General features: G+C 69.5%; 21 protein-coding genes. 8 read left to right on the top strand and 13 right to left on the bottom strand.

All coding sequences use genetic code 11. The features are described 5' to 3' along the window. Window positions 1–22: 22 nt before the first annotated feature. Together manB and AC068B_RS16110 are read right to left on the bottom strand one after the other, a co-directional pair. Window positions 23–1,105: a mannose-1-phosphate guanylyltransferase gene (manB, locus tag AC068B_RS16105; protein WP_478672119.1), complete on the bottom strand. Its 1,083-nt coding sequence runs from the start codon at window positions 1,103–1,105 to the stop codon at window positions 23–25. A gap of 113 nt (window positions 1,106–1,218) precedes the next feature. Next, complete coding sequence (locus tag AC068B_RS16110; RefSeq protein ID WP_478672120.1) at window positions 1,219–2,712, bottom strand: peptidoglycan recognition protein family protein; 1,494 nt, start codon at window positions 2,710–2,712, stop codon at window positions 1,219–1,221. A gap of 137 nt (window positions 2,713–2,849) precedes the next feature. On the opposite strand from AC068B_RS16110, the gene AC068B_RS16115 reads away from it, so the two are divergent. From AC068B_RS16115 to AC068B_RS16130, 4 genes are all read left to right on the top strand, one after another. Next, on the top strand, window positions 2,850–3,602 hold the full coding sequence (locus AC068B_RS16115; RefSeq protein ID WP_478672121.1) for a TIGR03089 family protein: 753 nt from the start codon (window positions 2,850–2,852) through the stop codon (window positions 3,600–3,602). A gap of 303 nt (window positions 3,603–3,905) precedes the next feature. Next, window positions 3,906–5,192, top strand: a complete 1,287-nt coding sequence (locus AC068B_RS16120; protein ID WP_478672710.1) for an LCP family protein — start codon at window positions 3,906–3,908, stop codon at window positions 5,190–5,192. Window positions 5,193–5,418: 226 nt separating this feature from the next. Beyond that, window positions 5,419–7,176, top strand: coding sequence for an LCP family protein (locus AC068B_RS16125; protein ID WP_478672123.1), 1,758 nt, complete (start codon window positions 5,419–5,421; stop codon window positions 7,174–7,176). An 85-nt stretch (window positions 7,177–7,261) separates the two neighbouring features. Beyond that, window positions 7,262–8,965 carry an LCP family protein gene (locus tag AC068B_RS16130; protein ID WP_478672124.1) on the top strand — a complete coding sequence of 568 codons (1,704 nt, stop codon included), beginning with the start codon at window positions 7,262–7,264 and terminating at the stop codon, window positions 8,963–8,965. A 67-nt stretch (window positions 8,966–9,032) separates the two neighbouring features. On the opposite strand, the gene AC068B_RS16135 is transcribed toward AC068B_RS16130, so the two are convergent. Further along, window positions 9,033–10,094 (bottom strand): glycosyltransferase family 2 protein, encoded by a 1,062-nt coding sequence (locus tag AC068B_RS16135; RefSeq protein ID WP_356262815.1) that lies wholly within the window; start codon window positions 10,092–10,094, stop codon window positions 9,033–9,035. Window positions 10,095–10,242: 148 nt separating this feature from the next. Between AC068B_RS16135 and AC068B_RS16140 the strand changes: the two genes are divergently transcribed. Beyond that, window positions 10,243–11,742, top strand: a complete 1,500-nt coding sequence (locus AC068B_RS16140) for an LCP family protein (protein WP_478672125.1) — start codon at window positions 10,243–10,245, stop codon at window positions 11,740–11,742. Window positions 11,743–11,780: 38 nt separating this feature from the next. On the opposite strand, the gene AC068B_RS16145 is transcribed toward AC068B_RS16140, so the two are convergent. Further along, the gene (locus tag AC068B_RS16145) at window positions 11,781–12,329 is read right to left on the bottom strand and encodes an acyl-CoA thioesterase (RefSeq protein ID WP_356262817.1); all 549 of its coding nucleotides are present in this window, start codon (window positions 12,327–12,329) and stop codon (window positions 11,781–11,783) included. A 129-nt stretch (window positions 12,330–12,458) separates the two neighbouring features. Between AC068B_RS16145 and AC068B_RS16150 the strand changes: the two genes are divergently transcribed. Together AC068B_RS16150 and AC068B_RS16155 are read left to right on the top strand one after the other, a co-directional pair. Next, window positions 12,459–13,829: an LCP family protein gene (locus AC068B_RS16150; RefSeq protein ID WP_478672127.1), complete on the top strand. Its 1,371-nt coding sequence runs from the start codon at window positions 12,459–12,461 to the stop codon at window positions 13,827–13,829. 159 nt (window positions 13,830–13,988) lie between these two features. Then, window positions 13,989–15,155 carry a dipeptidase gene (locus tag AC068B_RS16155; protein ID WP_478672128.1) on the top strand — a complete coding sequence of 389 codons (1,167 nt, stop codon included), beginning with the start codon at window positions 13,989–13,991 and terminating at the stop codon, window positions 15,153–15,155. A gap of 25 nt (window positions 15,156–15,180) precedes the next feature. Here AC068B_RS16155 and AC068B_RS16160 read toward each other — a convergent pair whose 3' ends face one another. Beyond that, a complete protein-coding gene (locus AC068B_RS16160) occupies window positions 15,181–16,524 on the bottom strand; it encodes a UDP-glucose dehydrogenase family protein (RefSeq protein WP_478672130.1) in 1,344 nt (447 codons plus the stop codon). A 175-nt stretch (window positions 16,525–16,699) separates the two neighbouring features. Between AC068B_RS16160 and AC068B_RS16165 the strand changes: the two genes are divergently transcribed. Further along, window positions 16,700–17,857, top strand: coding sequence for an acyl-CoA dehydrogenase (locus AC068B_RS16165; RefSeq protein ID WP_356262829.1), 1,158 nt, complete (start codon window positions 16,700–16,702; stop codon window positions 17,855–17,857). A gap of 317 nt (window positions 17,858–18,174) precedes the next feature. Here the strand turns inward: AC068B_RS16165 and AC068B_RS16170 are convergent, their stop codons facing one another. The 8 genes from AC068B_RS16170 to AC068B_RS16205 form a co-directional block, all read right to left on the bottom strand. Next, complete coding sequence (locus AC068B_RS16170) at window positions 18,175–18,648, bottom strand: hypothetical protein (RefSeq protein WP_478672131.1); 474 nt, start codon at window positions 18,646–18,648, stop codon at window positions 18,175–18,177. Window positions 18,649–18,740: 92 nt separating this feature from the next. Next, window positions 18,741–18,971: a DUF397 domain-containing protein gene (locus AC068B_RS16175; RefSeq protein ID WP_478672133.1), complete on the bottom strand. Its 231-nt coding sequence runs from the start codon at window positions 18,969–18,971 to the stop codon at window positions 18,741–18,743. Between the two features lie 386 nt (window positions 18,972–19,357). Then, a complete protein-coding gene (locus AC068B_RS16180; RefSeq protein ID WP_478672134.1) occupies window positions 19,358–20,188 on the bottom strand; it encodes a helix-turn-helix domain-containing protein in 831 nt (276 codons plus the stop codon). Next, window positions 20,185–20,715 (bottom strand): DUF6879 family protein, encoded by a 531-nt coding sequence (locus AC068B_RS16185; protein WP_478672135.1) that lies wholly within the window; start codon window positions 20,713–20,715, stop codon window positions 20,185–20,187. The genes AC068B_RS16180 and AC068B_RS16185 overlap by 4 nt, the downstream gene beginning before the upstream one ends. Beyond that, the gene (locus AC068B_RS16190; RefSeq protein ID WP_478672136.1) at window positions 20,699–20,905 is read right to left on the bottom strand and encodes a hypothetical protein; all 207 of its coding nucleotides are present in this window, start codon (window positions 20,903–20,905) and stop codon (window positions 20,699–20,701) included. The genes AC068B_RS16185 and AC068B_RS16190 overlap by 17 nt, the downstream gene beginning before the upstream one ends. Before the next feature lie 576 nt (window positions 20,906–21,481). Then, window positions 21,482–22,666: a dipeptidase gene (locus AC068B_RS16195; protein WP_478672137.1), complete on the bottom strand. Its 1,185-nt coding sequence runs from the start codon at window positions 22,664–22,666 to the stop codon at window positions 21,482–21,484. A 4-nt stretch (window positions 22,667–22,670) separates the two neighbouring features. Then, window positions 22,671–23,204, bottom strand: coding sequence for a 5-(carboxyamino)imidazole ribonucleotide mutase (gene purE / locus AC068B_RS16200; RefSeq protein ID WP_468563268.1), 534 nt, complete (start codon window positions 23,202–23,204; stop codon window positions 22,671–22,673). Next, entirely contained in the window at window positions 23,201–24,355 is a 1,155-nt protein-coding gene (locus tag AC068B_RS16205) for a 5-(carboxyamino)imidazole ribonucleotide synthase (protein WP_478672139.1), read from the bottom strand. The genes purE and AC068B_RS16205 overlap by 4 nt, the downstream gene beginning before the upstream one ends. Window positions 24,356–24,397 lie beyond the last annotated feature (42 nt).

Here is a 24,397-nt window from a genome sequence, read left to right on the forward strand (position 1 = left end):
GGTGAGGGAGCGGACGTACGCCTTACTGGTCCGAGGAGAAGCGGACCGCGCCCGCAGGCAGCGTCGCCTCGCACCAGACGCGTACGCCGTCGCGCAGCTCGTTGTCGGCGCCGACGGTCGCGCCGTCCCCGATCACCGTCCCCGAGAGCGTCGAGCGGGCGCCGACGCGGGCCCCCGCGCCGATCAGGGAGTCCGCGACGACCACGCCGGGCTCGATGACCGCGCCGGACAGGATCGTGCTGCCGGAGATCCGCGCGCCCTCTCCGACCTGCGCGTGCTCGCCGACCACCGTGCCGCCGGTGAGCTTGGCGTCGGGGGCGACGGAGGCGCTGGGCAGGACCAGGTGCTCGCCGCAGCGGCCGGGGACCGCCGGGGAGGGGGCGCGGCCGAGGACCAGGTCGGCCGAGCCGCGTACGAACGCCTGGGGCGTGCCGAGGTCCAGCCAGTACGTCGAGTCGACCATGCCCTGGAGGTGGGCGCCGGAGGCGAGGAGGTCGGGGAAGGTCTCGCGTTCGACCGAGACGGGGCGGCCCGTGGGGATCGTGTCGATGACCGAGCGGCGGAACACGTACGCGCCCGCGTTGATCTGGTCGGTGACGATCTCCTCGGGGGTCTGCGGCTTCTCCAGGAAGGCGGTGACCCTGCCGGTCTCGTCGGTGGGGACCAGGCCGTAGGCGCGCGGGTCGTCGACCTTCGTGAGGTGCAGCGAGACGTCGGCGCCGGACTCCTCGTGGGTGGCGACGAGGGCGCGGATGTCCAGGCCCGTGAGGATGTCGCCGTTGAAGATCAGGACCGGGTCGTCCGGGTCCGAGCGCAGCCGCGACGCCACGTTGCGGATGGCGCCGCCCGTGCCGAGGGGCTCGGTCTCCGTGACGTACTCGATGTGGAGGCCGAGGGCCGAGCCGTCCCCGAAGTACGGCTCGAAGACCTCGGCGAGGTAGGAGGTGGCGAGGACGATGTGGTCCACGCCCGCCGCGCGGGCCCGCGCCAGCTGATGGGTGAGGAACGGGACACCTGCCGCCGGGACCATCGGCTTGGGGGTGTGGACCGTGAGGGGCCGCAGCCGGGTTCCCTTGCCGCCGACCAGGAGGATCGCTTCTGTCACCTGTCGTCTCTGCTTCCTGCTGGGGCCGGCCGAACATGAGTTTCGGCCGGCCAGTGTATGCAGACGGATGTGCAGGTCGTGCAGGTCGTGCGGATCGAGCGGGTGCCCGGACCTCAGCGGCCCTGGAAGCGGGCCGAGGTGGCCCGGGCCTTGCCGAGCTTGTTGTACAGGCGGCTACCGGGGCACTCGGTGGCGAATCCGTCCCGATGACCGGAGATCACTCGGAGCCGGACGTTCTTGCCTTTCTTGTACAGGTTGCCACCGCCGGACTTCAGGTAGGTGGTTCCGCGCGGATTGGCGCCGTACAGGCCGAGCTTCCACGCGGTCAGCCGGGCGACGGCGTCCACGGCTGCCTTCGGCGGATTGGAGTAGCTGTACGTGCCGAGGACGGCGATGCCCATGCTGTTGGTGTTGAACCCGAGAGTGTGGGCCCCCAGGACCGGCTTGGCCACACCTCCGGCACGTCCTTCGTAGATGTTTCCGCAGCGGTCGACGGCGAAGTTGTAGCCGAAGTCACGCCAGCCACTGCTCTTGACGTGGAAGCGGTAGATGCTGCGGAGCACCGCTCCGGACTGTGAGCAGCGGTAGTAGTTGCCGGACGCGCTGTGGTGCACGAAGGCGGCCTTCACCGTCTTCGTGTACGCGAAGTCCTTCTCGCGGAGCTTCTCGTCGGCGCCCCAGCCCTTGCGCGTGATGATGCGCGGGCGCGGGCCGACGTAGGGCCCCGCCTTGCTGCCGGACTTGCCGCCGCCCTTGGCGACCGCCTCGACGCCGCCGCGCGCGGCGGTCAGGTCGGCCTCCGTCTGCCGCTTGGTCAGCGCGGGGATCACCGAGGCGCCGATGGGCGCGAGGTCCGCGTTGACGGCGGAGGAGGCGGCGGAGGCGGAGGCGGCGGACTGGGCGCTCGTCGCGGAGGCGCGCGACGCTTCGGCCTGGGGGCCCTTCGGCGGCGGTTCGTCGCCCGGGTCGACGAGTTCGAGGCGCAGGCCTTCGGGGAGGGAGGCCCTGGAGGGGGTGACGGCGGCGCGGTTCGTGGGGGCGGAGGTGCCTGTGGTGGTGGTGCCTGTGGTGGTGGTGCCTGTGGTGGTGTCCGTGGTGGCGGTGGTGCCTGTGGTGGCGGCCTGCTCCGGACGTACGCGGATCTCGACGCCGTCCGAGTCGCCTACCCACAGCGGTGCGGTCGAGCCGCGGACCGCGCCGCCGCCGCGCTCGGGGGTGCCGGGGTCGGCGGCGTGTTCGTGGTTGTGGGGCTCCACGCGCTGCCAGCCCGACCAGGTGGTGGTGCCGGTCGCGCGGGTGCGGACCTGGATGGTGCCGTGCAGTTCCGCTTCGGGGTCGTTCCAGACGACGCCCACCAGGGAGAAGGGGTGGACATCGCGTCGGTCCAGGCCCTGTTCGCGCGCCCCGGCCGAGCCGAGCGCGCGATCGGAACCGAGGGAGGCGAGCGGGATGGACTGGGTGCTGCCGGGGACCGCCTCCGCGGCGGGCCCGGCGGCCGACGGTGCGTCGGGCGCCGCGGCTCGGGCGCCGGACGACGGCAGGGAGAGGGGCAGGGCCAGGGCGGCCGCGCACGTGACGCCGATCGAGGAAGCTAGAAATCCACGCATACGTACGATCGTTGGCATAACGGTGCATTTCTGTCCATTGGTAAACTGACGGCCCGTCGGCCAAGTGTGGGCGATCCAGCCACCCGCGCTCCCCCGCCACGCCGGGGGTACGCGGCGGCCCGCGTACCCTTGCGCCCGTGAACGCCAACGACCGCACCCCTGCCGACCTGCTGCGATCCGCGCTCGCCTCGGACCCGGCCCGCCCACTGGTCACCTTCTACGACGACGCCACCGGTGAGCGCGTGGAATTGTCCGTGGCCACCTTCGCCAATTGGGTGGCCAAGACCGCCAATCTGCTCCAGGGCGACCTTGCCGCCGAGCCGGGCGACCGGGCCGTTCTGCTGCTGCCCGCGCACTGGCAGACGGCCGTGTGGCTGCTCGCCTGTTCGTCGGTGGGCGTGGTCGCGGACGTGGGCGGCGATCCGGCTTCGGCGGACCTCGTCGTCAGCGGGCCCGACTCGCTCGACGCCGCGCGCGCCTGCTCCGGGGAGCGGGTGGCGCTCGCGCTGCGGCCGCTCGGCGGGCGCTTTCCGCAGCCGCCGGTGGGCTTCGCCGATTACGCGGTGGAGGTGCCGGGGCAGGGGGACCGGTTCGCTCCGTACGCGCCCGTGGACCCGGACGAGACCGCCCTCGTGGTGGACGGGGTCGAGCTGACGGGCTCGGAGCTCGTGGCGCGGGCGCGGGCGGATGCGGGGCGGCTCGGGATCGAGGCCGGGTCCCGGGTGCTGTCCGGGCAGTCGTACGGGACCTGGGACGGGCTCAGTGTGGGGCTGTACGGGGCGCTGGCTGTGGGCGGGTCGGTGGTTCTGTGCCGGAATTTGGGGCGGCTGGCTGAGGGTGGGCTGGCGAAGCGGGTCGAGGATGAGCGGGTGGGTGTGATCCGGCCTTAGGGCCTGTCCGAGGCCTTGGATGGCCCCCCTTCCCGGGGTGGGTCCGCTTTCGGGTGCGGGTTCGTCGTGGGTTTTGCGCAGTTCCCCGCGCCCCTGAAGCGCGTCCCTGAAGCGGTCGTCTGCGGGTTCGTTGTGGCTGGGCGCGCCGTTCCTCGCGCCCCTGGGGCGGTCGTCCCCCGTTCGGCGCAGTGTGGGTGCTGGTCCAGAGGCCCCCGGCGGCTCGTCGGGCCATGGTCGTAGTGGACGCACTACGGACCGACGCAGCCATGAGGGGTGGACGCACACGTGAGCGAGAACGCAGGCATGCCCTCCGGGGCGGACGGCGTCGGGCCTGAGCCGAAGGGCGCGTACGGGCCGGGGGCGGGTGCGAGCCCCACCGGGGCGGGTACCGTCCGGCGCAGGCGTCGCTGGCTGCGCTACACCGCCATCGGCGTCGCCGTCCTCGTGCTCGGCGCGGGGGGCGTGGGGTGGGCGGCGTACCAGAAGCTCAACGGGAACATCACCGAGGACACGGACGCGGCCGCCGAGCTGGCGCGCTACGAGAAGGAGCGCCCGACACCGCTGGTGCAGGACGCGCAGAACATCCTGCTGCTCGGCTCCGACACCCGCGCCGGTAAGGGAAACCGCAAGTACGGGAGGGATCCGGGCACCCAGCGCTCGGACACCACCATCCTGCTGCACCTGGCGGCCGACCGGCAGAGCGCGACCGCCGTGTCGATCCCACGCGACCTGATGGTGGACATCCCGGGCTGCCGCAAGCCGGACGGCACCCGGACCGACGCCCAGTTCGCGCAGTTCAACTGGGCCTTCGAGTTCGGCGGGACGGCCTGCACGATCCGTACCGTCGAGAAGCTCACGGACATCCGCGTCGACCACCACATGGTCGTGGACTTCGCGGGGTTCAAGGACATGGTCGACGCGGTCGACGGCGTGCGGGTCTGCCTCCGGGAGCCGATCGACGACACCGACGCGCACGTGAAGCTCGCACCGGGGCTGCGGACCCTCAACGGCGAACAGGCGCTGGGTTATGTGCGGGCCCGCAAGAGTCTCGGCAATGGCAGCGACACCGACCGGATGGACCGCCAGCAGGAGTTCCTGGGCGCCCTCGTCAACAAGGTGCAGAGCAATGACGTCCTGCTGAATCCGACGAAGCTCTATCCCGTTCTCGATGCGGCGACTTCTTCGCTCACCACCGACCCGGGACTGGCGAGCTTGCGGGGTTTGTACGAACTGGTGCGCGGCATGCGCAATATCCCCACAGAACGGGTGCAGTTCCTCACCGTGCCCCGGCAGTCGTACACGTACGACGCCAATCGCGACGAGCTCGTCGAGCCCGCGGCGGCACGGCTCTTCACGCGCCTTCGCACGGACACTCCGGTGGCCGTGACCCCGCAGAAGCCCGCGGAACAGGCGGGGCGGGACTCCTCGGACCAGTCGGCCGAGTCGGCGCAAGAGGACTCCTCCTACGAGGAGGAGTACGACGACTCCGGCGAGGAGTGGAGCGACGAGAAGCCGGACGACCCTTCACATACGCCGTCACCCGCGCCGACATTCCGGGGCAACACGGCCGCGGGAACGAGCTGCGAGTAAAACGCTCCCCAAGGGAAGGGCTCGCCCCACAAAGAAATAGGGCGGATTGCCCAGTTGTAGGGGAGTGGAATTTGTCACCGACGTCGTTCGACGCTGAACTGGGCGGATAGTGTGAGCGATCCGGTGCGCCAAGGCCCTCTCGGCCATGCACCGATGGAACGACTGACCGAGCGCCTTCTTGAGGGGGAAAGGCGCCGCGTGGCCCCGACGGAGGACGCAAACAACCGTGGACGCGCAAGGCCGTGGGCGGGCGGAGAACATCGACCCCGCAGACCAATGGGTTCTCAACCCGGATACCGGTGACTACGAACTGCGACTGAGCCCCTCCGCAGGGCAGTCACCGGTGCCAGGACCCCGTGGATCGTCATCCCGTACGGGCGGCCGTGGCCGCTCCGCACCGGGCCGTGAGCGCTCCCGCCCCGACGAGCGCGACGAGCGCCGTGAGGTGCCGGGGCAGCGCAGGCGACGCGTGAAGGAGCCGGAGCCGGGCTCCGGCGGCCGACGCAAGCAGAATTCCCGCAAGTCCAAGGGCAAGGGGAAGTCCAAGGGCAAGAAGGTGATGATCTGGACGGGCGGCACGCTGGCCTTCCTGCTCGTCGCGGGCTGCACCGGCGGCTACCTCTACTACCAGCACCTCAACGACAACATCACGTCGATAGACGATGACGGCGCGAGCACCGGCGGCTTCAGCAAGGACCGGGCCATCAACATCCTGGTGATGGGCACCGACAAGCGCAGCGGCAGCGGCAACAAGGGCTACGGCGACGAGGGCAGCGTCGGTCACGCGGACACGACGATCCTGCTGCACGTCTCCAAGGACCGGACGAACGCGACCGCGTTGAGCATCCCGCGCGACATGATCATCGACGTTCCGGACTGCCCGACGAAGCAGAAGGACGGCAGCACGAAGAACATCCCCGGCACGCCGAACGTGCGGTTCAACGAGAGCCTCGGCCAGTACGACCGCACGCCCAGCTGCACCATGCGCACCGTCACGAAGATCACCGGCATCACGCCCGACCACTTCATGGTGGCCGACTTCAACGCGGTGAAGACGCTCTCCAGCGCGGTCGGCGGCGTGGACGTGTGCCTGGCCAAGGACATCGACGACCCCAAGTCGCACCTGAAGCTGCCCAAGGGCGAGCACACGATCGAGGGCGAGGACGCGCTCGCGTTCGTCCGCACCCGGCACTCGGTGGGCACGGGCGGCGACTTGAGCCGGATCGAGCTGCAGCAGCAGTTCCTGAGCTCGCTGATGCGCAAGCTCAAGTCGAACGACACCCTCTCCAGCCCGAAGAAGATGATCAGTCTCGCGGAGTCCGGCACCAAGGCCCTCACCGTCGACTCCAAGATCGCCGACATAATGAAGCTCAAGGACCTCGGCATGGAGCTCGGCAAGCTCGACATGAAGAACCTGAGCTTCGCCACGGTGCCGGTCATCGACAACCCCGCCGAGAAGGTCCACACCACGGTCGTGCCGGACCCGACCAAGGCCGAGCAGCTGTTCTCGATGATGCGCGCCGACGAATCGCTGACCGTGGTGAAGAAGAAGGAGAAGAAGGAGAAGGCCGCGGTGGCGGCCCGCCTCAAGGGCTCCAAGGCCGACCCCTCCGAGGTGCGCGTCGACCTCTACAACGGCAGTGGGAAGACCGGCGCCGCTCAGACAACTCTCACGTGGCTGCAGAACAATGAGGGCGTGCTCAAGTCCAGCCAACTGGGCAACGCGCCCTCGGACATCAAGAAGACGACGCTCGAGTACGCGCCTGACCAGGCGGACCAGGCCCGTCGGCTCGCCGACATCATGGGTCTGTCCGGCGCCGCCCTGAAGCCTGGCAAGAGCGAGAAGAACGCACAGGGCCTCCCGGCCATGAAGCTGACGCTCGGCGGAGACTTCAAGGGCGCGGGGGTGCCCATTGATGCTTCTTCGAAGGCACCTAAGGACATCAAGAAGGTCGAAGCGGACAAGGTTATGTGCGCCAAGTGACCTGAAGCGGTCGTTCTGCGTCTAACAATGCGCCAAGGCGCCGCAGGGCGACCGCAGTTCACGAATGGGCGGGGAGGGGCTGGGGATGAGGCAGAACAGCGTGCGTAAGGAGGGGGCGCGACAACGCGCTCCGCACGCAAGTGATCACGGCTGGGACGAGGGCACGCAGGACGGTGCACCCGCCGGTACGCAGCAGGGCTCCAAAGGCGGGGAGGGCCGCTCGGGGAAGTCCCAGGACAAGGGCGACGATCCCCCGGAGGGCGGCGCGAGACATCGCCGGGGCGCGGGCCGCGGTGCGCGCCCGCCGCGCCGGAAGCGCCGCGTGCTCCGCTGGTCGGCGACGATCCTGTCGGTCCTGATACTCGGCACGGCCGGCGCCGGATACCTCTACTACCAGCACCTCAACGGCAACCTGGAGACGGACGTCCTGAACCTCGGCGACCACCGGGCCCCCGAGCCCACGCCGAACGCCGCGGGCCAGACGCCGCTGAACATCCTCCTGATCGGGTCGGACGCGCGGGACTCCAAGGCGAACCAGAAGCTCGGCGGCGCCAAGGAGACCTTCGGTTCACCGCCCCTCGCGGACGTCCAGATGCTGCTGCACCTCTCGGCCGACCGCTCCAACATGTCGGTCGTCAGCATGCCGCGCGACACCCTGCTGCAGATCCCCAAGTGCACCGACCCTGACGACGGCAAGGTCTATCCGCAGACCGGCCCGAAGTACATGACGAACGAGTCGCTGGGCCGCGGCGGCCCCGGCTGCACGGTCGCCACCTGGGAGAAGCTCACCAACATCCACATCAACCACTTCATGATGGTCGACTTCTCGGGTGTGGTCTCCATGGCGGACGCCATCGGCGGCGTACCGGTCTGCGTGGACAAGAACATCCACTCGCGCGACAGCGAGGGCCACGGCTCGGGCCTGAAGCTGAAGAAGGGCACCACGGACGTCAAGGGCGAGCAGGCCCTGCAGTGGCTGCGCACCCGCTACGGCTTCGAGGGCGGCACCGACATCAGCCGCGCCAAGGCCCAGCACATGTACATGAACGCGCTGGTCCGCAAGCTCCGCGAGAACACCGGCCTGACCAGCCCCAACCAGCTGCGCAAGCTGGCCGAGAAGGCGACGAGCGCGCTGACGGTCGACGACGGCCTGGGCAGCCCCAAGAGGCTGTACGACCTGGGCAACGAGCTCAAGAAGGTCTCGCCGAGCCGTACGACGATGACGACCATGCCGTTCGACTACGTCGGTGCGCGCGTCGTCCCCAAGCCCGAGGACGCGGAGCAGCTCTTCCGCCTGGTCCGCGACGACGTACCGCTGGACGGCAAGGGCAAGAAGAAGCCCGCCAAGGAGAAGGTGTCGGACGACCCGGCCGCCGCGGACGACGAGATCGCGGTGCAGGTCCAGAACGGCACGCGCAGCGACGTGGAGCCCCCGGTCAGCGGCCGGGCGACCACGGTGGCCCAGCTCATGGCGGGCAAGGGCTTCAAGAAGGCGACGCCGGACACGACGACGGCACTGGCCGAGGAGCAGACGGTCGTCCGCTATCCCAGCGCGGATCTGGAGGGCGACGCCCAGCGGATCGCCAAGTCCCTCGGGCTGCCGCTGAGCGCGGCGAAGAAGTCGACGGACGTGTCCGGGGTGACGCTGGTCGTCGGCGCCGACTGGCGCGAGGGCGACACCCCGCCCAAGAGGAAGAAGAAGGACGACAGGACGCCGGATTCCGCCGATGCGCTGAGCGGGTCCGACAAGAAGGCGTGCATGAAGGTGGACCCGACCTTCACCTGGTAGCCGCCCAGGACGCACGAAGGGCCCCGGCACACTGCCGGGGCCCCTTCTGCGTGGTGCGGGAGCCTTCTCAGGCCTCCTGCGTCTCCTGGGTCCCGCCGAGGACCGCCGGGCGGCGCGAGGCGATGACCCGCTTGGCCAGCGAGCGCGGGCTGGTCAGGAAGCCCCAGCCCCACGACATGTGCATGGTCGCGAGCGCCACCGGGATCTGCAGGCGTGCCTTCAGGGGCAGGCCCTTGCCCGCGGGGACGGACCCTGCGGCGATCGCCGCGAGGTAGCCGCCGGGGATCACGAAGCCCCACGGCGTGAGGGCCGCGCCCACCACGATGCCCGCGGCGATCGCGCAGACCGCGGTCGGCGGCGCGAGGTAGCGGAGGTTGATGGAGCCCTCGTGGTAGCGGGCGACGACGTGGCGCCAGCGGCCGTAGTCCTTGTACTGCTTGGCGAGCGCCTTCACGCTCGGCCGCGGGCGGTACGAGACCTTCAGCTCGGGCGAGAACCAGATCATGCCGCCGGCCTCACGGATGCGGAAGTTCAGCTCCCAGTCCTGGGCGCGGATGAACTCCTCGTTGTAGCCGCCCTGCTGCTCCAGGGCCTCGCGGCGGAACACGCCCAGGTAGACCGTCTCGGCCTGCTGGGCGTCGCCTCCGGTGTGGAAGGCGGCGTTGCCCACGCCGATCTTCGACGTCATGGCGGCGGCGACCGCGTGCTCCCAGTCGTTCTGCCCCTCGGCGTGCATGATGCCGCCGACGTTCATCGCGCCGGTCTCCTCCAGGAGGCGCACGGCGGTGGTGATGTAGCCGGGCGAGAGCGCGGCGTGGCCGTCGACGCGCACCACGATCGGGTGACGGGACGCCTTGATCGCGGCGTTGAGCGCCGCGGGCGTGCGCCCGGTCGGGTTGGGGACCGTGTGCACCCGCCCCCAGGCATTCGATTCGGTCTCGCGGACCAGCTCGGCGGCGATCTCGTCCGTGCGGTCGGTGGAGGGGCCGAGCGCGACGACGACCTCCATCTCGCCCGCGTACTCCTGCTGCAGGATCGCGTGCACGGCCTCGCGCAGATGCCGCTCCTCGTTGAGGACGGGCATGATCACGGATACGGCTGGAGGCTGCACCTCAGACTTCGCGTTCATCACGCGTCACGTTACCGCGAATGGGGGACACGGGTGCGCGCCGTCCGGGTCGCTACCCCGGGCCGCATTTCGTATGGCCTTACGTTTCTAGGGTTAACCGGCTCGTCCCCAACCGGGCCACGGCCCGTCTCGCGGAGGTGCCCCGCACGTGCCCACACCGCCCCGCCGCTCCCCCGCCCAGCCACCGCGCCGCCCCCGCCCACCGGCTCCGAGGGCCGCGCGGGCCGAGAGGGCTCCCCGGACGCCCGCGGGGCGGCGGAGGCGGCCGCGCTGGGCGATGCGGCTGGCGACCGCCTTCTCCGTGACGGTCCTGGTCGCGGCGGGCATCGGGCACTCGGTCCTGAGCAGCCTCGGCACCGGCATCAAGCGGGTCGACGCCTTCAAGGACATGAAGAACAGGCCCGAGGCGGGCAACGGCATGAACGTCCTGCTCGTCGGCACCGACGGCCGCGACAAGCTCTCGCCGGAGGACAAGCAGAAGTACCGCCTCGGCGGCGCTCCCTGTCACTGCACGGACACGATCATGATCGTGCACATCTCGGAGGACCGGGACCGGGCCAGCGTCGTGAGCCTGCCCCGGGACAGCTACGCGGATCTGCCCGCGCACACCGACAGGAACACGCGCAAGAAGCACCACGAGCACCCCAACAAGATCAACGCGGCGTACGCGGAGGGCGGCCCGAACCTCACGGTGCGCACCGTCGAGCACATGACGAAGGTCAAGATCGACCACTACCTGGAGGTCGACTTCACCAGCTTCATGAAGACCGTGGACGTGCTCGGCGGCGTGGAGATCTGCACGGCGACGCCGCTGCAGGACTCGCACACCGGCCTGAACCTGGCGGAGGGCACGCACCTCATGAACGGCGGCGAGGCGCTGCAGTACGTCCGCTCCCGGTACGTCGACGGGGCGTCGGACCTCGGGCGCATGCAGCGCCAGCAGCGCTTCCTCGCGGCGCTCATCGCGAAGGCGACGGGCAGCGGCGTACTGCTGAATCCGGTCAAGTTCCGCGACGTGACACGGACGCTGCTCGGCGCGGTCCGTGCGGACAACGGCTTCGGGACGGACGAGATCCTCGACCTCGGGCGGGCGATGCGGGGCTTCTCGCCGTCGTCGTCGGAGTTCACGACCGTGCCGCTGAGCGCCAGGGGGACGAACATCCCGGGCATCGGGTCGACGCTGAGGTGGCACCCGGAGAGGTCCGAGAAGCTGTTCGCGGCGCTGCGCGAGGACCGTCCGCTCGCGGTGCGCCGGGGCAAGGGAAGGGCCACCCTGGTCGGCGTCGCGCCGCAGCAGATCCGGGTGCAGGTGGAGAACGGCACCGGGACCCCGGGGCTCGGGAAGCAGGTCGACGCGGGGCTGCGGGGGACCGATTTCCGGACCTCGCGGCTGCCGGGGGACGTGCCCGGGGCCAAGGAGAAGCCCCTCGGGCGGACCGTCGTCGCGTACGACCCGCGGTGGGACCGCTCGGCGAAGGCCCTGGCCACGGCGTTGCCCGGGGCTCAGATGCGGCCGGTGAAGGGGCAGGGGGCGACGCTGAAGGTGATCGTGGGGAAGGACTTCAAGGCGGTACGGCCGGTGCGGGCCGAGGACGTGCGTCAGGGAGAGTTCGGGGCGGTCACCGGGGACGAGGTCGTCTGTTCCTGAGTCCGGGCTCCGGGCTCCGGGCTACGGGCTCCCTGAGGTCAGTCCTCGAAGCCCTCGGCCGCCCGGGACTCGCGCAGCTCCTTGATCGCCCGGCGGCGTGCCAGGCGGTGGGTGCGGCGGATCTGGGCCTCCTGGTAGCGGCGGCGGTCGCGGTCGGTCTCGGGGACGACCGGGGGGACCGTGCGGGGCTTGCCGTCCGCGTCGACCGCGGCGAAGACCAGATAGGCGGAGCCGACCTGCTGGGCGGGCGTCGACTCGTTCCAGCGCTCGGCAAGGACTCGGACGCCGACCTCCATGGAGCTGCGTCCGGTCCAGTTGACCTGGGCTTTCACATGAACGAGGTCGCCCACGCGGACCGGCTCGAGGAACACCATCTCGTCCATCGACGCGGTGACCGCGGGGCCGCCGGAGTGGCGTCCGGCGACGGCTCCCGCCGCGTCGTCCACCAGTTTCATGATCACGCCGCCGTGCACCGTGCCGAGGAGGTTGGTGTCGTTGTGGGTCATGATGTGGCTGAGCGTGGTGCGGGATGCCGAGGTCGGCTTGCCCGGAATCTCCGATTCCGAACGGGGAGCCTGGTCTGTCATGCCCTCCACCCTATGCCGGACGTATGTCCGAGCTCTCCCCGGCCGCTTTGCATCAGCTCTGCAACAGCCGTGACCCGAATTCCCGACCGCCCTGTGAGGCACGGCCCCCGAGACGGCAGACTGGGCCACATGAGCGATTGGCCTGACGATCAGGGGGGCGGCCGGGGATACGGCCGCGGCAGCGGGAACTCCCAGCCCGAGGGAGCCCGCGCGATGCGGCACGTCCAGCCAGGCCGGTCCTCCCGTCCGGCCGGACCACCGCCCGGTGGCGTCCCACAGCAGTCCGCGTACGACGACGGCTACGACGGCTACGACGAGCCGCGCGGGAACGGGCAGCCGTACGGCGACGCCCGCGACCAGGTCTTCGAGCCGCGCGCCGCGCGCCAGGACCCGTACGCCCAGAACCAGAACCAGGGCTACGACAGCGGCTACAACACCGGCCAGGTCTACGGCAGGCCCGGCCCTGGCGACGGTGGCCCCCCTGGCGGTGACGGACAGCCGCCGCGCGCCGCGCGCCCCGCGCCGAACTGGCGCAAGCGGATCAAGTGGACCGCGATCACGCTGGTCAGCGTGTTGCTCGTGACCTCCGTGATCACGTACTTCTGGGCCGACTCCAAGCTCAAGCGCGAGGTCGACCTCTCCAAGGTCATCGAGCGGCCCGAGGGCGGCGACGGCACGAACTACCTGATCGTGGGCTCCGACAGCCGCGAGGGCATGACCGCGGAGGACAAGAAGAAGCTCCACACGGGCTCCGCCGAGGGCAAGCGCACGGACTCGATGATGATCCTGCACGTCGCGGACGACGGCGGGAACACGATGATCTCGCTCCCCCGCGACTCGAACGTCACGATCCCCTCGTTCAAGGGCGCCGAGTCCGGCAAGCTCTACCCGAACCAGGGCCGCCAGACGAAGCTCAACGCGGCGTACGCGGAGGACGGCCCCGAGCTGCTCGTCCGCACCGTCGAGTACAACACCGGCCTCAAGATCGACCACTACGCCGAGATCGGCTTCGGCGGCTTCGCCAAGATCGTGGACTCGGTCGGCGGCGTCGAGATGGACATCCCCAAGGCCTTCAAGGACAAGTGGTCGGGCGCCGACTTCGAGGCGGGCAAGCAGACGCTCAACGGCCAGGAGGCCCTGGCCTTCGTCCGCACCCGGCACGCCTTCTCCAGCGACCTGGACCGTACGAAGAACCAGCAGAAGTTCCTCGCGTCCCTGGCCCACCAGGTGGCGACGCCCGGCACGGTCATGAACCCGTTCAAGCTCTACCCGACGATGGGCGCGGGCCTGGACACGCTGATCGTCGACAAGGACATGGGGCTGCTGGACGTGGCCTCCATGTTCTGGGCGATGAAGGGCGTGACCGGCGGCGACGGCAAGTCGATGAACATCCCGATCTCGGGCTCCACCGGCAGCAACCTCGTCTGGGACAAGGCCAAGGTCAAGCAGCTGGTCAAGGAGCTCAACAACGACGAGAAGGTCACCGTCTCGGGCGACTGACCCGTCTCGCAGAAGGGCCCCGCCGATTCGTCCGGCGGGGCCCTTTCGCGTCCCCGGGCGGCGCCCCGTACCCCGAACGCACCGTCCGCCGCGAAGCCCCGGCCGTGCCGTGCCACGGTTTGTTGGAACTGCCGCCCGCCGACGTCCGGAGCACCTGCCATGGCAGACCTGCAGGAGGAACTCAACACCACCGCCGAGGCGGGGGCGCTCGACCAGGCCCTCGCCCCACCCGATCCCGTGCCCGAAACCGGGCCCGACCCCGGTCCGGCGACGGTCCGCTGTGCCTCCCCGGCGGAACGCGCCCGCGCCCTGCTCGCCGCCCACCCCGTCGCCGACGGGTACAGCGGGCTGCCGTGGGCCCTGAGCGCGCTGCCCTGGCACGACTTCGAGACCGGCGACAGCGGACTGGAGAGCGACGTCCCGCGGCTGCGCTCGGGCCGCGTCTGCGCACAGTTCTGGTCGGTGCACGTGCCCGAAGGACCGGGCGGCGACCGCACCGTCCGCGCGACGCTCGAACAGATCGACCTGGTGCGGCACGTCGTCGCCGCCCACCCCGAGGCCCTGCGGCTCGCCCGCAACGCCTCGGAGACCGCCGACGCACGCAACTGCGGCCGCATCGCCACCCTGATCGGCCCGGCCCGCGGCGCCGCGCTCGGCGACTCGCTCGGCACGCTGCGGGCGATGCACAGCCTGGGCCTGTGCGTGGTCACCCTCTGCGGCACGTCGTGGGCGGGTGCGGGCGGCCTGACGCCGTTCGGCGAGGAGGTCGTCAGGGAGATGAACCGGCTCGGGGTCCTCGCGGACCTGTCCGGCGCCTCCGAGGCGACGGCGCGGCGGGTGCTCGCCGTCTCCAAGGCCCCGGTGGTCTTCATGCGCTCGGGGGCCCGCGCCCTGTACGACCATCCGGCGAACCTCTCGGACGAGCTGCTCGCCGAGGTCGGCGCCGCCAAGGGCCTGTGCCTGGTCCCGCTCGCCGCCGGGCGGACCGGCCCCACGGTGCGCACGGTGGCGGACCATCTCGATCACGTGCGCCGGGTCGCGGGCCCGGAGTGCGTCGGGCTCTCCGGGACGTACGACACCCTTGAGGCGCACCCGGAGTCCCTGGCGGACGCGGCGGGTTACCCGCGGCTGGTCGCCGAGCTCGTCGAACGCGGCTGGCCCGAGGCCGACTTGGCGCTGCTCACCTGGGGCAACGTCCAACGCGCCCTGCGCGGCGCTGACTTCACGGCGCGGGCGACGCGGGAACGGCGGCCCGCGTCGACGGCGACGATAGACCGACTGGACGGGGCGGACCGGCTGGACGGGGCGGACCGGCCGGAGGAGTGAGCCGTCCCGGTCGCCAAGAAGCCCCCTAGGCCGCGGGCCTGCCCATCGCGCGGTACGTCCAGCCCGCGGCCCGCCACGTCGCGGGGTCCAGGGCGTTGCGGCCGTCCAGGATGAGCGGGGAGGCCGCCGCCGCGGCGAGCTCCGCCGGGTCGAGCTCGCGGAACTCGCGCCACTCGGTGAGGTGCAGGACGACGTCGGCGCCGCGGACGGCGTCCAGCGCCGTCTCCGCGTAGCCGAGGGTGGGGAAGAGCCTGCGGGCGTTCGCCATGCCCTTGGGGTCGTAGACGGTGACCTGGCCGCCCTGGAGGTGGATCTGCCCGGCCACGTTCAGGGCCGGGGAGTCGCGCACGTCGTCCGAGTCCGGCTTGAACGTGGCGCCGAGGACGGCGACCCGCTTGCCGAGGAAGGACCCGCCGCCGAGCGCCTCGCGCGCCATCTCGACCATCTGGCCGCGGCGCCGCATGTTGATGGAGTCGATCTCGCGCAGGAAGGTCAGGGCCTGGTCCGCGCCGAGCTCACCGGCCCGCGCCATGAACGCGCGAATGTCCTTGGGCAGGCAGCCGCCGCCGAAGCCGATCCCGGCCCGCAGGAACTTCTTCCCGATCCGGTCGTCGTGGCCGAGGGCCTCCGCCAGCTTCACCACGTCGCCGCCCGCGGCCTCGCAGACCTCGGCCATGGCGTTGATGAAGGAGATCTTCGTGGCGAGGAAGGAGTTGGCCGAGGTCTTCACGAGCTCGGCGGTCGGGAAGTCCGTGACGATGAAGGGCGAGCCCTCCCCCATCGGCGCCGCGTACACCTCGCGCAGGAGCTTCTCCGCGCGCTCGCTGCGCACGCCGACCACGATCCGGTCGGGGTGCAGCGTGTCCTTGACGGCGAAGCCCTCCCGCAGGAACTCGGGGTTCCAGGCCAGCTCGACCGCGTCGCCCGCCGGGGCGAGCTCCGCGAGGCGGGACGCGAGCCGGTCCGCGCTGCCGACCGGGACGGTGGACTTGCCGACGACGAGCGCCGACTTGGTGAGGTGCTTGGCGAGGGACTCCAGGGCGTTGTCGACGTACGACATGTCGCACGCGTACTCGCCGTGCTTCTGCGGGGTGTTCACGCAGACGAAGTGGACGTCGCCGAAGTCCGCGACCTCCGCCCAGTCCATCGTGAAGCGCAGCCGTCCGCTGGAGCCCTCGATGCCCGCGACGTGCTTGCGCAGCAGCTCCTCCAGGCCGGGCTCGTACATGGGGACCTCGCCCCGCTGGAGCATCTCGATCTTCTCGGGCACGACGTCCAGACCCAGCACCTCGAAGCCGAGTTCGGCCATGGCCGCGGCGTGCGTGGCGCCGAGATAGCCGGTGCCGATCACAGTGATCTTGAGGGCCATGCGGTGCTCCAGAGGTCTGCGGCTTCAGTGCGCTGACGAGCATAGTCGCGCGTGTCCCGGCCTCTCACCGGGTGTGATTCACGCTGTCGCGAAGCTCACGTATCCCTTACGTGGGGGGCACCACTAAAATTTGGGTTACTTAACGGTAATTAGCGTCCTTGGAGCGTGAGAGACCTTGGCCGGATCGGCTGATTTCGACCTGTACCGCCCGTCCGAGGAGCACGACATGCTCCGTGACGCGATCCGCTCGCTGGCCGAGGCGAAGATCGCGCCGTTCGCCGCCGCGGTGGACGAGGAGGCCCGCTTCCCGCAGGAGGCCCTCGACGCGCTGGTCGCGAACGACCTGCACGCCGTGCACGTCCCCGAGAGCTACGGCGGCGCGGGCGCCGACGCCCTCGCGACGGTCATCGTCATCGAGGAAGTGGCGCGCGTCTGTGCCAGCTCCTCACTGATCCCCGCCGTGAACAAGCTCGGCTCGCTGCCCGTCATCCTCTCCGGCTCCGAGGAGCTGAAGAAGAAGTACATGACGCCGCTCGCCGGTGGCGAGGGCATGTTCTCCTACTGCCTCTCCGAGCCGGACGCCGGTTCGGACGCGGCGGGCATGAAGACGAAGGCCGTGCGCGACGGGGACTTCTGGGTCCTCAACGGCGTGAAGCGCTGGATCACCAACGCGGGCGTCTCCGAGTACTACACGGTCATGGCCGTCACGGACCCGGAGAAGCGCTCCAAGGGCATCAGCGCCTTCGTCGTCGAGAAGGGCGACGAAGGCGTCTCCTTCGGCGCCCCGGAGAAGAAGCTCGGCATCAAGGGCTCCCCCACCCGCGAGGTCTACCTCGACAACGTCCGCATCCCCGCCGACCGCATGATCGGCGAGGAGGGCACGGGCTTCGCGACCGCCATGAAGACCCTGGACCACACCCGCATCACCATCGCGGCCCAGGCCCTCGGCATCGCCCAGGGCGCCCTCGACTACGCCAAGGGGTACGTCAAGGAGCGCAAGCAGTTCGGGAAGCCGATCGCGGACTTCCAGGGCATTCAGTTCATGCTCGCCGACATGGCCATGAAGATCGAGGCCGCCCGCCAGCTGACGTACACGGCGGCGGCCAAGTCCGAGCGCGGTGACAAGGACCTCACCTTCCAGGGCGCGGCCGCCAAGTGCTTCGCCTCGGACGTGGCGATGGAGGTCACCACGGACGCGGTGCAGCTCCTCGGCGGGTACGGCTACACCCGTGACTACCCCGTCGAGCGCATGATGCGCGACGCGAAGATCACGCAGATCTACGAGGGCACGAACCAGGTCCAGCGCATCGTGATGGCGCGCAACCTGCCGTAACCGGTTCTTCGCAGGCCGACGGTCACTTTCGGTGGCTCACGGACTGCGATCGGCTTCCGGTCCGTTCGGGCCAACGGCCCCCGGCGCCCTGCCGGGGGCCGTTCGCGTGGCATCCGTCAGGCGACTTCGGCCTGTGCTCGAAGCGAGCCCCGGCCCACTTCTGGCCTCTGGCCGGGGCTCTTTCGTCGCTTCGGCCCTACTCCGCCCGCACACGTCAGGCACTTCGCCTCGAACGTCACCTCGGTGTCCGGATGCTGAGTGATCCGATGCTTCGTGTACCGCAGGATCGAACGGGACATCGTGGGGTGCTCCCCTCATCAGGTGTGGACAGCAGTCGGGCAGGCAAGATCCGGTGCGGCACGGTTCGGGGAGCACGCCACCAGAGCTACAGACAGGAATACGGGCCTCTCCAGGTAGCAGCCGTGGGACACGTCTCCACCCCAACCCAGCCGTTCAGCGGCGGAGTGGACCAGTAGTGCCAGCCGCGTACTGTCACGGTCCGACTCGGAGGCGAACCGGGGTGCGTACTCGGTCAGTTGTTGCCCGAGCCATTCCGCCGCTTCCTTCGGCTCCTCCCAGGTGCCACGCACCAACTTCGCGGGCTTGATCAGCCAGTGGGCCGTTTCCAGCGGTGGCAGGTCCACGGTCGGGAACTCCGCCTTCACTTCCTTGTACCGTGCGGTCAGCTCCGGCCTATCGGCCGGAGGAGGATCAGGGTGCGGAGGCCGCCTCAGTGCCTCGTCATCGAACCGTTGCTTGGAGCCGGTCCACAGGTAACCGTGGTGGTGCAACTGTCGTCCCGTTCAGAGCAGGAAGAAGAGGGGTGCCCGACCGGCCCTGTCTCTCGGGGGTGAGCCAGGGCCGGGGGCGTCAGGGATGACCGTCAGGCGGACAGGCCGAAGCGGGCCGGGTCGATACCGGCCGCGTCCAGTTCCTCGGTGGTGAAGCGCAACGGCTCCGCACCGGGGCGCTTGCTGTCACCCAACGCCCAAGCGTCGGGCCCGATCTTCGCCAGCGTGGCGCAGGCCTCGCCGTCGGGGTGTGTGTTGCCCCCGCACGCCTTGAGGAACTCGGCGCCGTCGATGGGCAGGCTGTACAGGTCGGTTTCGGGCATGAGTGTGCCTTCCTGTGTGGTCAGTGCTGGGGGGCAGACTCAGAGCCGGTACTGATCCGTTTTCGACACGTACAAGACACCCGGGCCAACAGCCGTCGCGGACTCCCGAAGGAGCTCGTGCAGCATCGACCTGGAGTTCTCCTTCATGGCGTTCGTCAGGCTGTCGACCAGTAGGGCGGCCTCAGACGGGAGCAGAATCATTTCCGTGTCTGCCGTATGCCGACCGTTCTTCGTCAACCACATGGGGACACGAATGTTCCCATCAACGTCCCGGTACGCCGGACGGCTTGGGATCGGGTCCATCCGCCAACCCTGCGGGGCCTTCTGTCTTTCGTTCTTCGGTTCGGTCGGCATGAGTACATCCTCGGACCGTCACCGAGGGACCTCTAGCCCGTTTCCTGTTGCCTCAAGAAGTCGTCCCGGAGCCCTGCAACGAAGGACCTCATTTCCTCGCCCGTGACGGCCGCACCCTCGAAGCCATCGAACTTGTTCACGTATAGCTCGACGTCCCTGGCTTCGGTAGTGGTGATCTCAGCATGAGGGATCTCGATAATGGCTAGGTTGGTGTCGAAGAGAACGAACGAGGAACTGGGCAAGTCAGTCATAGGTGCCGATAGGGGAAGCACCCCGATGCTCACGTTCGGCATTCTCGACATGGTGATGAGCTTGTCTAGCTGCGCTGCCAGCATCGAGGGACGAACGATTTTCCATCTGAGCACGGACTCAGTGACCACGAACCGAAAGGTTCGGTCGGTGTCGTGCAAGACCTCTTGCCGGAGCAGACGTGCGCCCATCATCTTCTCTAGGGCGCCTTGCGTGTAACTGTGTCTACTAAGAATGGCGCGAGCGTATTCGGGGGTCTGGAGTAGGCCAGGAACGCACGACGGCTGAAAGAGCCGCATGAGGGTCGTTTGAGCTTCTATCGCCCGGATCTCGTCCTGGTGCTTGTGAAGCCCGGTACGCCGCAAGATGCGCCATGCCGTCGCCTCCGTGGCCGCCTTACGGGCAGCTTCGGTAAGTCGGGCCTTGACCTCCTCCGAGACCTCCAAGGCCGTGAGGATGCGCTCCACGTCTATCAGACTTGGCGAAAGCGCTTCGTTCTCAATCTTGCTGAGCTTGCTCGGAGACATGACAGCGCTACGGGCGACCGCCTTAGCCTGCTTTCCGCTGGCTTCTCGCAGTTCCCGTAGCGCCCGACCGATATTGATGTTGTTCACGCTGGCTTGTGCTGCTCCCACCAGTCGCGGAACGGTACAGCGTTACTCAAGGCTGCGTCTCGACGCTCTAGCCATCCCTGCGCCTGCTCCTCGGGGATCAGTTCTGCACCTAGGAACTCTCCGCCGTCGCCGTACTGCATAGTCACGACCGAGTGTTCATCGAAGGCCCAGAAGTCCGGTACACCCTCTAGCGGGTTCGACTGTTCGGTGGTGTCGAGGATGAAGAACTCTTCCCCGGCTTCCTGGTTCCGGACGTAACCCCAACCGAGTTCGAACCGCAGGTAATCACTCAAGGGGCGAGCCAGGATGTGCACGCGATACATGCGCTTACCGGATTGTGTGGCATCCCGTACGGTCGTGACCCAACCGGCTGACTTGTACTCTTCCGGCTGCGGCTTACCGGCCAAGAATGCGTGGTAAGCGTCGACCCCGCCCGACTTGCTGTAGTCGTCCAGGGTCTCAAGCCGGAACGCTTCCCGCTGAAACTCCGTGAAGAGCTTTCCGAACTCGTCAGGCGAGATGTTCACGGGCCACCCTCAGAATCAGCGACATAGGGATACGCACGGCGGTTTCGTTGTTCGGTAGCTGCATGGTGATGAGCGCTTCCTCGTCATCCACCTTGAAGCCCTGCACTAAGACGCTCCCCGTGCCCTCTACCGCCCACACGGTCGGGCACGGCCCCTCGTCGCACTCGCTTGCGAGCTGGTTGAGCTTCACTGGCTGACCCCCTGCACAGGTTGTTGTCCTGTTCGATCCTCGCGACGCCGTGACACACGGGTCAAGGTGGCCCAGTTGAGAGAACAGGAAACTCGGCACGGCTGCGGCATGCCGCAGCCGTGAGGGAGGGAGGGAAGCAGCCGCACACCGGGATGGCCACGTGGCCCATGCGTGACCGGCGGGGCAAAAAAGGCCCCAAGGGGGTTGTTTTCTCGATCATGGGGAAATGCTGGGGAAGCACCCCACAGAGGGGGTGTCTCCCCAGGTCAGAGCCATGTTCGCTGTAAAGCACCCAGATCTACGAGAGCACCAACCACGTCCAGCGCATCGTGATGGCGCGCAACCTGCCGTAGCCTGCGGCGCTTCAACGGCAACGGTGCCCTCTCCCTGACTTCAGGGAGAGGGCACCGTTCGCGCCCCACAAGGGGCACGGGGAACTGCGCTCTCAGCCGTCGATGACCCGTCGGCGGCCCACGGCGCGACCCCCGCAGACGCGTCTGCGGGGGTCTTCTCGCGGATGCGGGCACGCTTCGCTTGCTCGCGCAGTTCCCCACGCCCCTTACGGGGCGCCCCATCTCAGCCGTCCAGTTGCGCCAGCGTCGCGATCGACGGGCCCCGTCGGGACCTGATGTCCCGGGAGACGTCCTCCGCAGCCCCCAGCACCCGCACCGCGTTCTCCCACGTCAGCTTCGCGAGGTCGGGCTTGGACCAGTTGCGGTCCAGGAGCTCCGCGACCAGGTTCGGGTAGCCCGCCACGTCGTCCAGGCCGGACGGGGTGAAGGCCGTGCCGTCGTAGTCGCCGCCGATGCCGATGTGGTCGATGCCCGCCACCTCGCGCATGTGGTCGAGGTGGTCGGCGACCGTCGCGGCGGTGGCGATCGGGCGCGGGGTCGTCGCCTCGAAGGCCTCGTGGACCTTCATCGCCTCCGGCGTCGTGTCCAGGTGGTGGAAACCGTTGGCCCGCATGTTCTCGTCGGCGGCCTGGGTCCAGTCGACCGCGGCCTGGAGGACGAACTTCGGGACGAAGGTCGCCATCGCCACGCCGCCGTTGGCAGGCAGGCGCTCCAGGACGTCGTCCGGGATGTTGCGCGGGTGGTCGCACACCGCGCGCGAGGACGAGTGGGAGAAGATGACCGGCGCCACCGAGGTGTCCAGGGCCGCCCGCATCGTCGTCGCCGCCACGTGCGAGAGGTCCACCAGCATGCCGACGCGGTTCATCTCGCGCACGACCTCGCGGCCGAAGGGCGAGAGACCGCCGACGCCCGGCTCGTCCGTCGCCGAGTCCGCCCACGCGATGTTGTCGTTGTGCGTGAGCGTCATGTAGCGGACGCCGAGCGTGTGCAACGCCCGCAGCGTGGCGAGGGAGTTGTTGATGGAGTGGCCGCCCTCGGCCCCCATCAGCGAGGCGATGCGCCCCTGCGAGCGCGCCTCCTCCATGTCCGCGGCGGTCAGCGCGCGGGCCAGGTCGGCGGGGTAGCGGGTGAGGAGCTGCTCGACGCAGTCGATCTGCTCCAGGGTCGCGCTCACCGCCGCGTCGCCGGTCAGGTCGGTGCGCACGTACACCGACCAGAACTGCGCGCCGACGCCGCCCGCGCGCAGCCGGGCGATGTCCGTGTGCAGACTGCCCCGCTGGTCCGTGGCGATGTCGAGCTTGTCGATGTCGTAGCCCGCCTTCTCCCGGAGGGCCCACGGCAGGTCGTTGTGGCCGTCGACGACGGGGAAGTCGGCGAGGAGCGCGCGTGCTTCGTCGAGAGATGTCATGCGATCACTTTCCCGAGCCGAAGCCGAATCCGGAACCCGCTCCTTCGACCTTGGCCCGGAGCCGCTTGCCCTTCTCCGTCGCCTGGTCGTTCAGCTCCTGCTGGAACTCCCGCATGCGGCCGAGGAGTTCGGCGTCGTGCGCGGCGAGGATGCGGGCCGCGAGCAGGCCCGCGTTGCGCGCGCCGCCGACGGAGACCGTCGCGACCGGGACGCCCGCGGGCATCTGCACGATGGACAGGAGGCTGTCCATGCCGTCCAGGTACTTCAGCGGGACCGGTACGCCGATCACGGGCAGCGGGGTCACCGACGCCAGCATGCCGGGCAGGTGGGCGGCGCCGCCCGCGCCCGCGATGACCGCCTTGAGGCCGCGGTCCGCGGCCTGCTCGCCGTACGCGATCATCTCGTGCGGCATGCGGTGCGCGGAGACGACGTCGACCTCGAAGGGGATCTCGAACTCGTCGAGTGCCTTGGCGGCGCCCTCCATCACCGGCCAGTCGGAGTCCGAGCCCATGACGATGCCAACAACAGGTGCGGTCATTCGGTGATCGTTCCTCTGAGATAGCCGGCTGCGTGACGGGCGCGGTCGAGCACCTCGTCCAGATCGTCGCCGTAGGTGTTCACGTGACCGACCTTGCGGCCGGGCTTCACGTCCTTGCCGTACATGTGGATCTTGAGCTGCGGGTCGCGGGCCATGCAGTGCAGGTACGCGGTGTACATGTCGGGGTAGTCCCCGCCGAGCACATTGGCCATCACGGTCCACTTGGCGCGCGGGCGCGGGTCGCCGAGCGGCAGGTCGAGCACGGCACGGACGTGGTTGGCGAACTGCGAGGTGATCGCGCCGTCCTGCGTCCAGTGGCCGGAGTTGTGCGGGCGCATCGCCAGTTCGTTGACCAGGATGCGGCCGTCAGGGGTCTCGAAGAGCTCGACCGCGAGGTGTCCGACCACGCCGAGCTGCTTGGCGATGCGCAGCGCGAGCTCCTGAGCCTCGCCCGCCAGGCCCTCGGCCAGGCCGGGCGCCGGGGCGATCACCGTGTCGCAGACGCCGTCGACCTGCTGGGACTCGACGACGGGGTAGGCGACGGCCTGGCCGTGCGGCGAGCGGACGACGTTCGCCGCCAGTTCGCGCACGAAGTCGACCTTCTCCTCGGCGAGCACCGGGACACCGGCCCGGAAGGGGTCTTCGGCGTCCTCGACGGAACGTACGAACCACACCCCCTTTCCGTCATAGCCGCCCCGCACCGTCTTGAGGATCACGGGGAAGCCGTCGCCGCCGTCCGTCGCGCCCTCGGCCGCGAAGGCGGCCACGTCGGCCGGGTCCTTCACGATCCGGTGGCGCGGACAGGGCACTCCGATCTCCGTGAGCTTCGCGCGCATCACACCCTTGTCCTGGGCGTGCACCAACGCGTCGGGCCCCGGACGGACGGGGATGCCGTCCGCCTCCAGGGCCCGTAGATGCTCGGTGGGTACGTGTTCGTGATCGAAAGTGATCACGTCGCAGCCCCGCGCGAACTCACGCAGCGTGTCCAGGTCGCGATAGTCGCCGATGACGACATCGCTGACGACCTGCGCCGCGGAATCCTGCGGGGTGTCACTGAGGAGCTTGAATTTCAGGCCGAGGGGGATACCCGCCTCGTGGGTCATGCGGGCGAGCTGACCGCCGCCGACCATGCCGACTACCGGGAACGTCACGCCCCCAGGGTATCGGCCGGTATCGGCCACCGGGGAACGGCC

It is taken from the genome of Streptomyces sp. NPDC042371 (genome assembly GCF_056437465.1).

Excerpts from the sequence above, each read along its gene's own strand:
- AC068B_RS16195 (WP_478672137.1), bottom strand. The coding sequence starts at position 22,666 with ATGACATCTCTCGACGAAGCACGCGCGCTCCTCGCCGACTTCCCCGTC.
- AC068B_RS16130 (WP_478672124.1), top strand. The coding sequence starts at position 7,262 with ATGAGGCAGAACAGCGTGCGTAAGGAGGGGGCGCGACAACGCGCTCCG.
- AC068B_RS16160 (WP_478672130.1), bottom strand. The coding sequence starts at position 16,524 with ATGGCCCTCAAGATCACTGTGATCGGCACCGGCTATCTCGGCGCCACG.
- AC068B_RS16150 (WP_478672127.1), top strand. The coding sequence starts at position 12,459 with ATGAGCGATTGGCCTGACGATCAGGGGGGCGGCCGGGGATACGGCCGC.
- AC068B_RS16145 (WP_356262817.1), bottom strand. The coding sequence starts at position 12,329 with ATGACAGACCAGGCTCCCCGTTCGGAATCGGAGATTCCGGGCAAGCCG.
- AC068B_RS16175 (WP_478672133.1), bottom strand. The coding sequence starts at position 18,971 with ATGCCCGAAACCGACCTGTACAGCCTGCCCATCGACGGCGCCGAGTTC.
- AC068B_RS16135 (WP_356262815.1), bottom strand. The coding sequence starts at position 10,094 with ATGAACGCGAAGTCTGAGGTGCAGCCTCCAGCCGTATCCGTGATCATG.
- AC068B_RS16110 (WP_478672120.1), bottom strand. The coding sequence starts at position 2,712 with ATGCGTGGATTTCTAGCTTCCTCGATCGGCGTCACGTGCGCGGCCGCC.
- AC068B_RS16120 (WP_478672710.1), top strand. The coding sequence starts at position 3,906 with ATGCCCTCCGGGGCGGACGGCGTCGGGCCTGAGCCGAAGGGCGCGTAC.
- purE (WP_468563268.1), bottom strand. The coding sequence starts at position 23,204 with ATGACCGCACCTGTTGTTGGCATCGTCATGGGCTCGGACTCCGACTGG.
- AC068B_RS16155 (WP_478672128.1), top strand. The coding sequence starts at position 13,989 with ATGGCAGACCTGCAGGAGGAACTCAACACCACCGCCGAGGCGGGGGCG.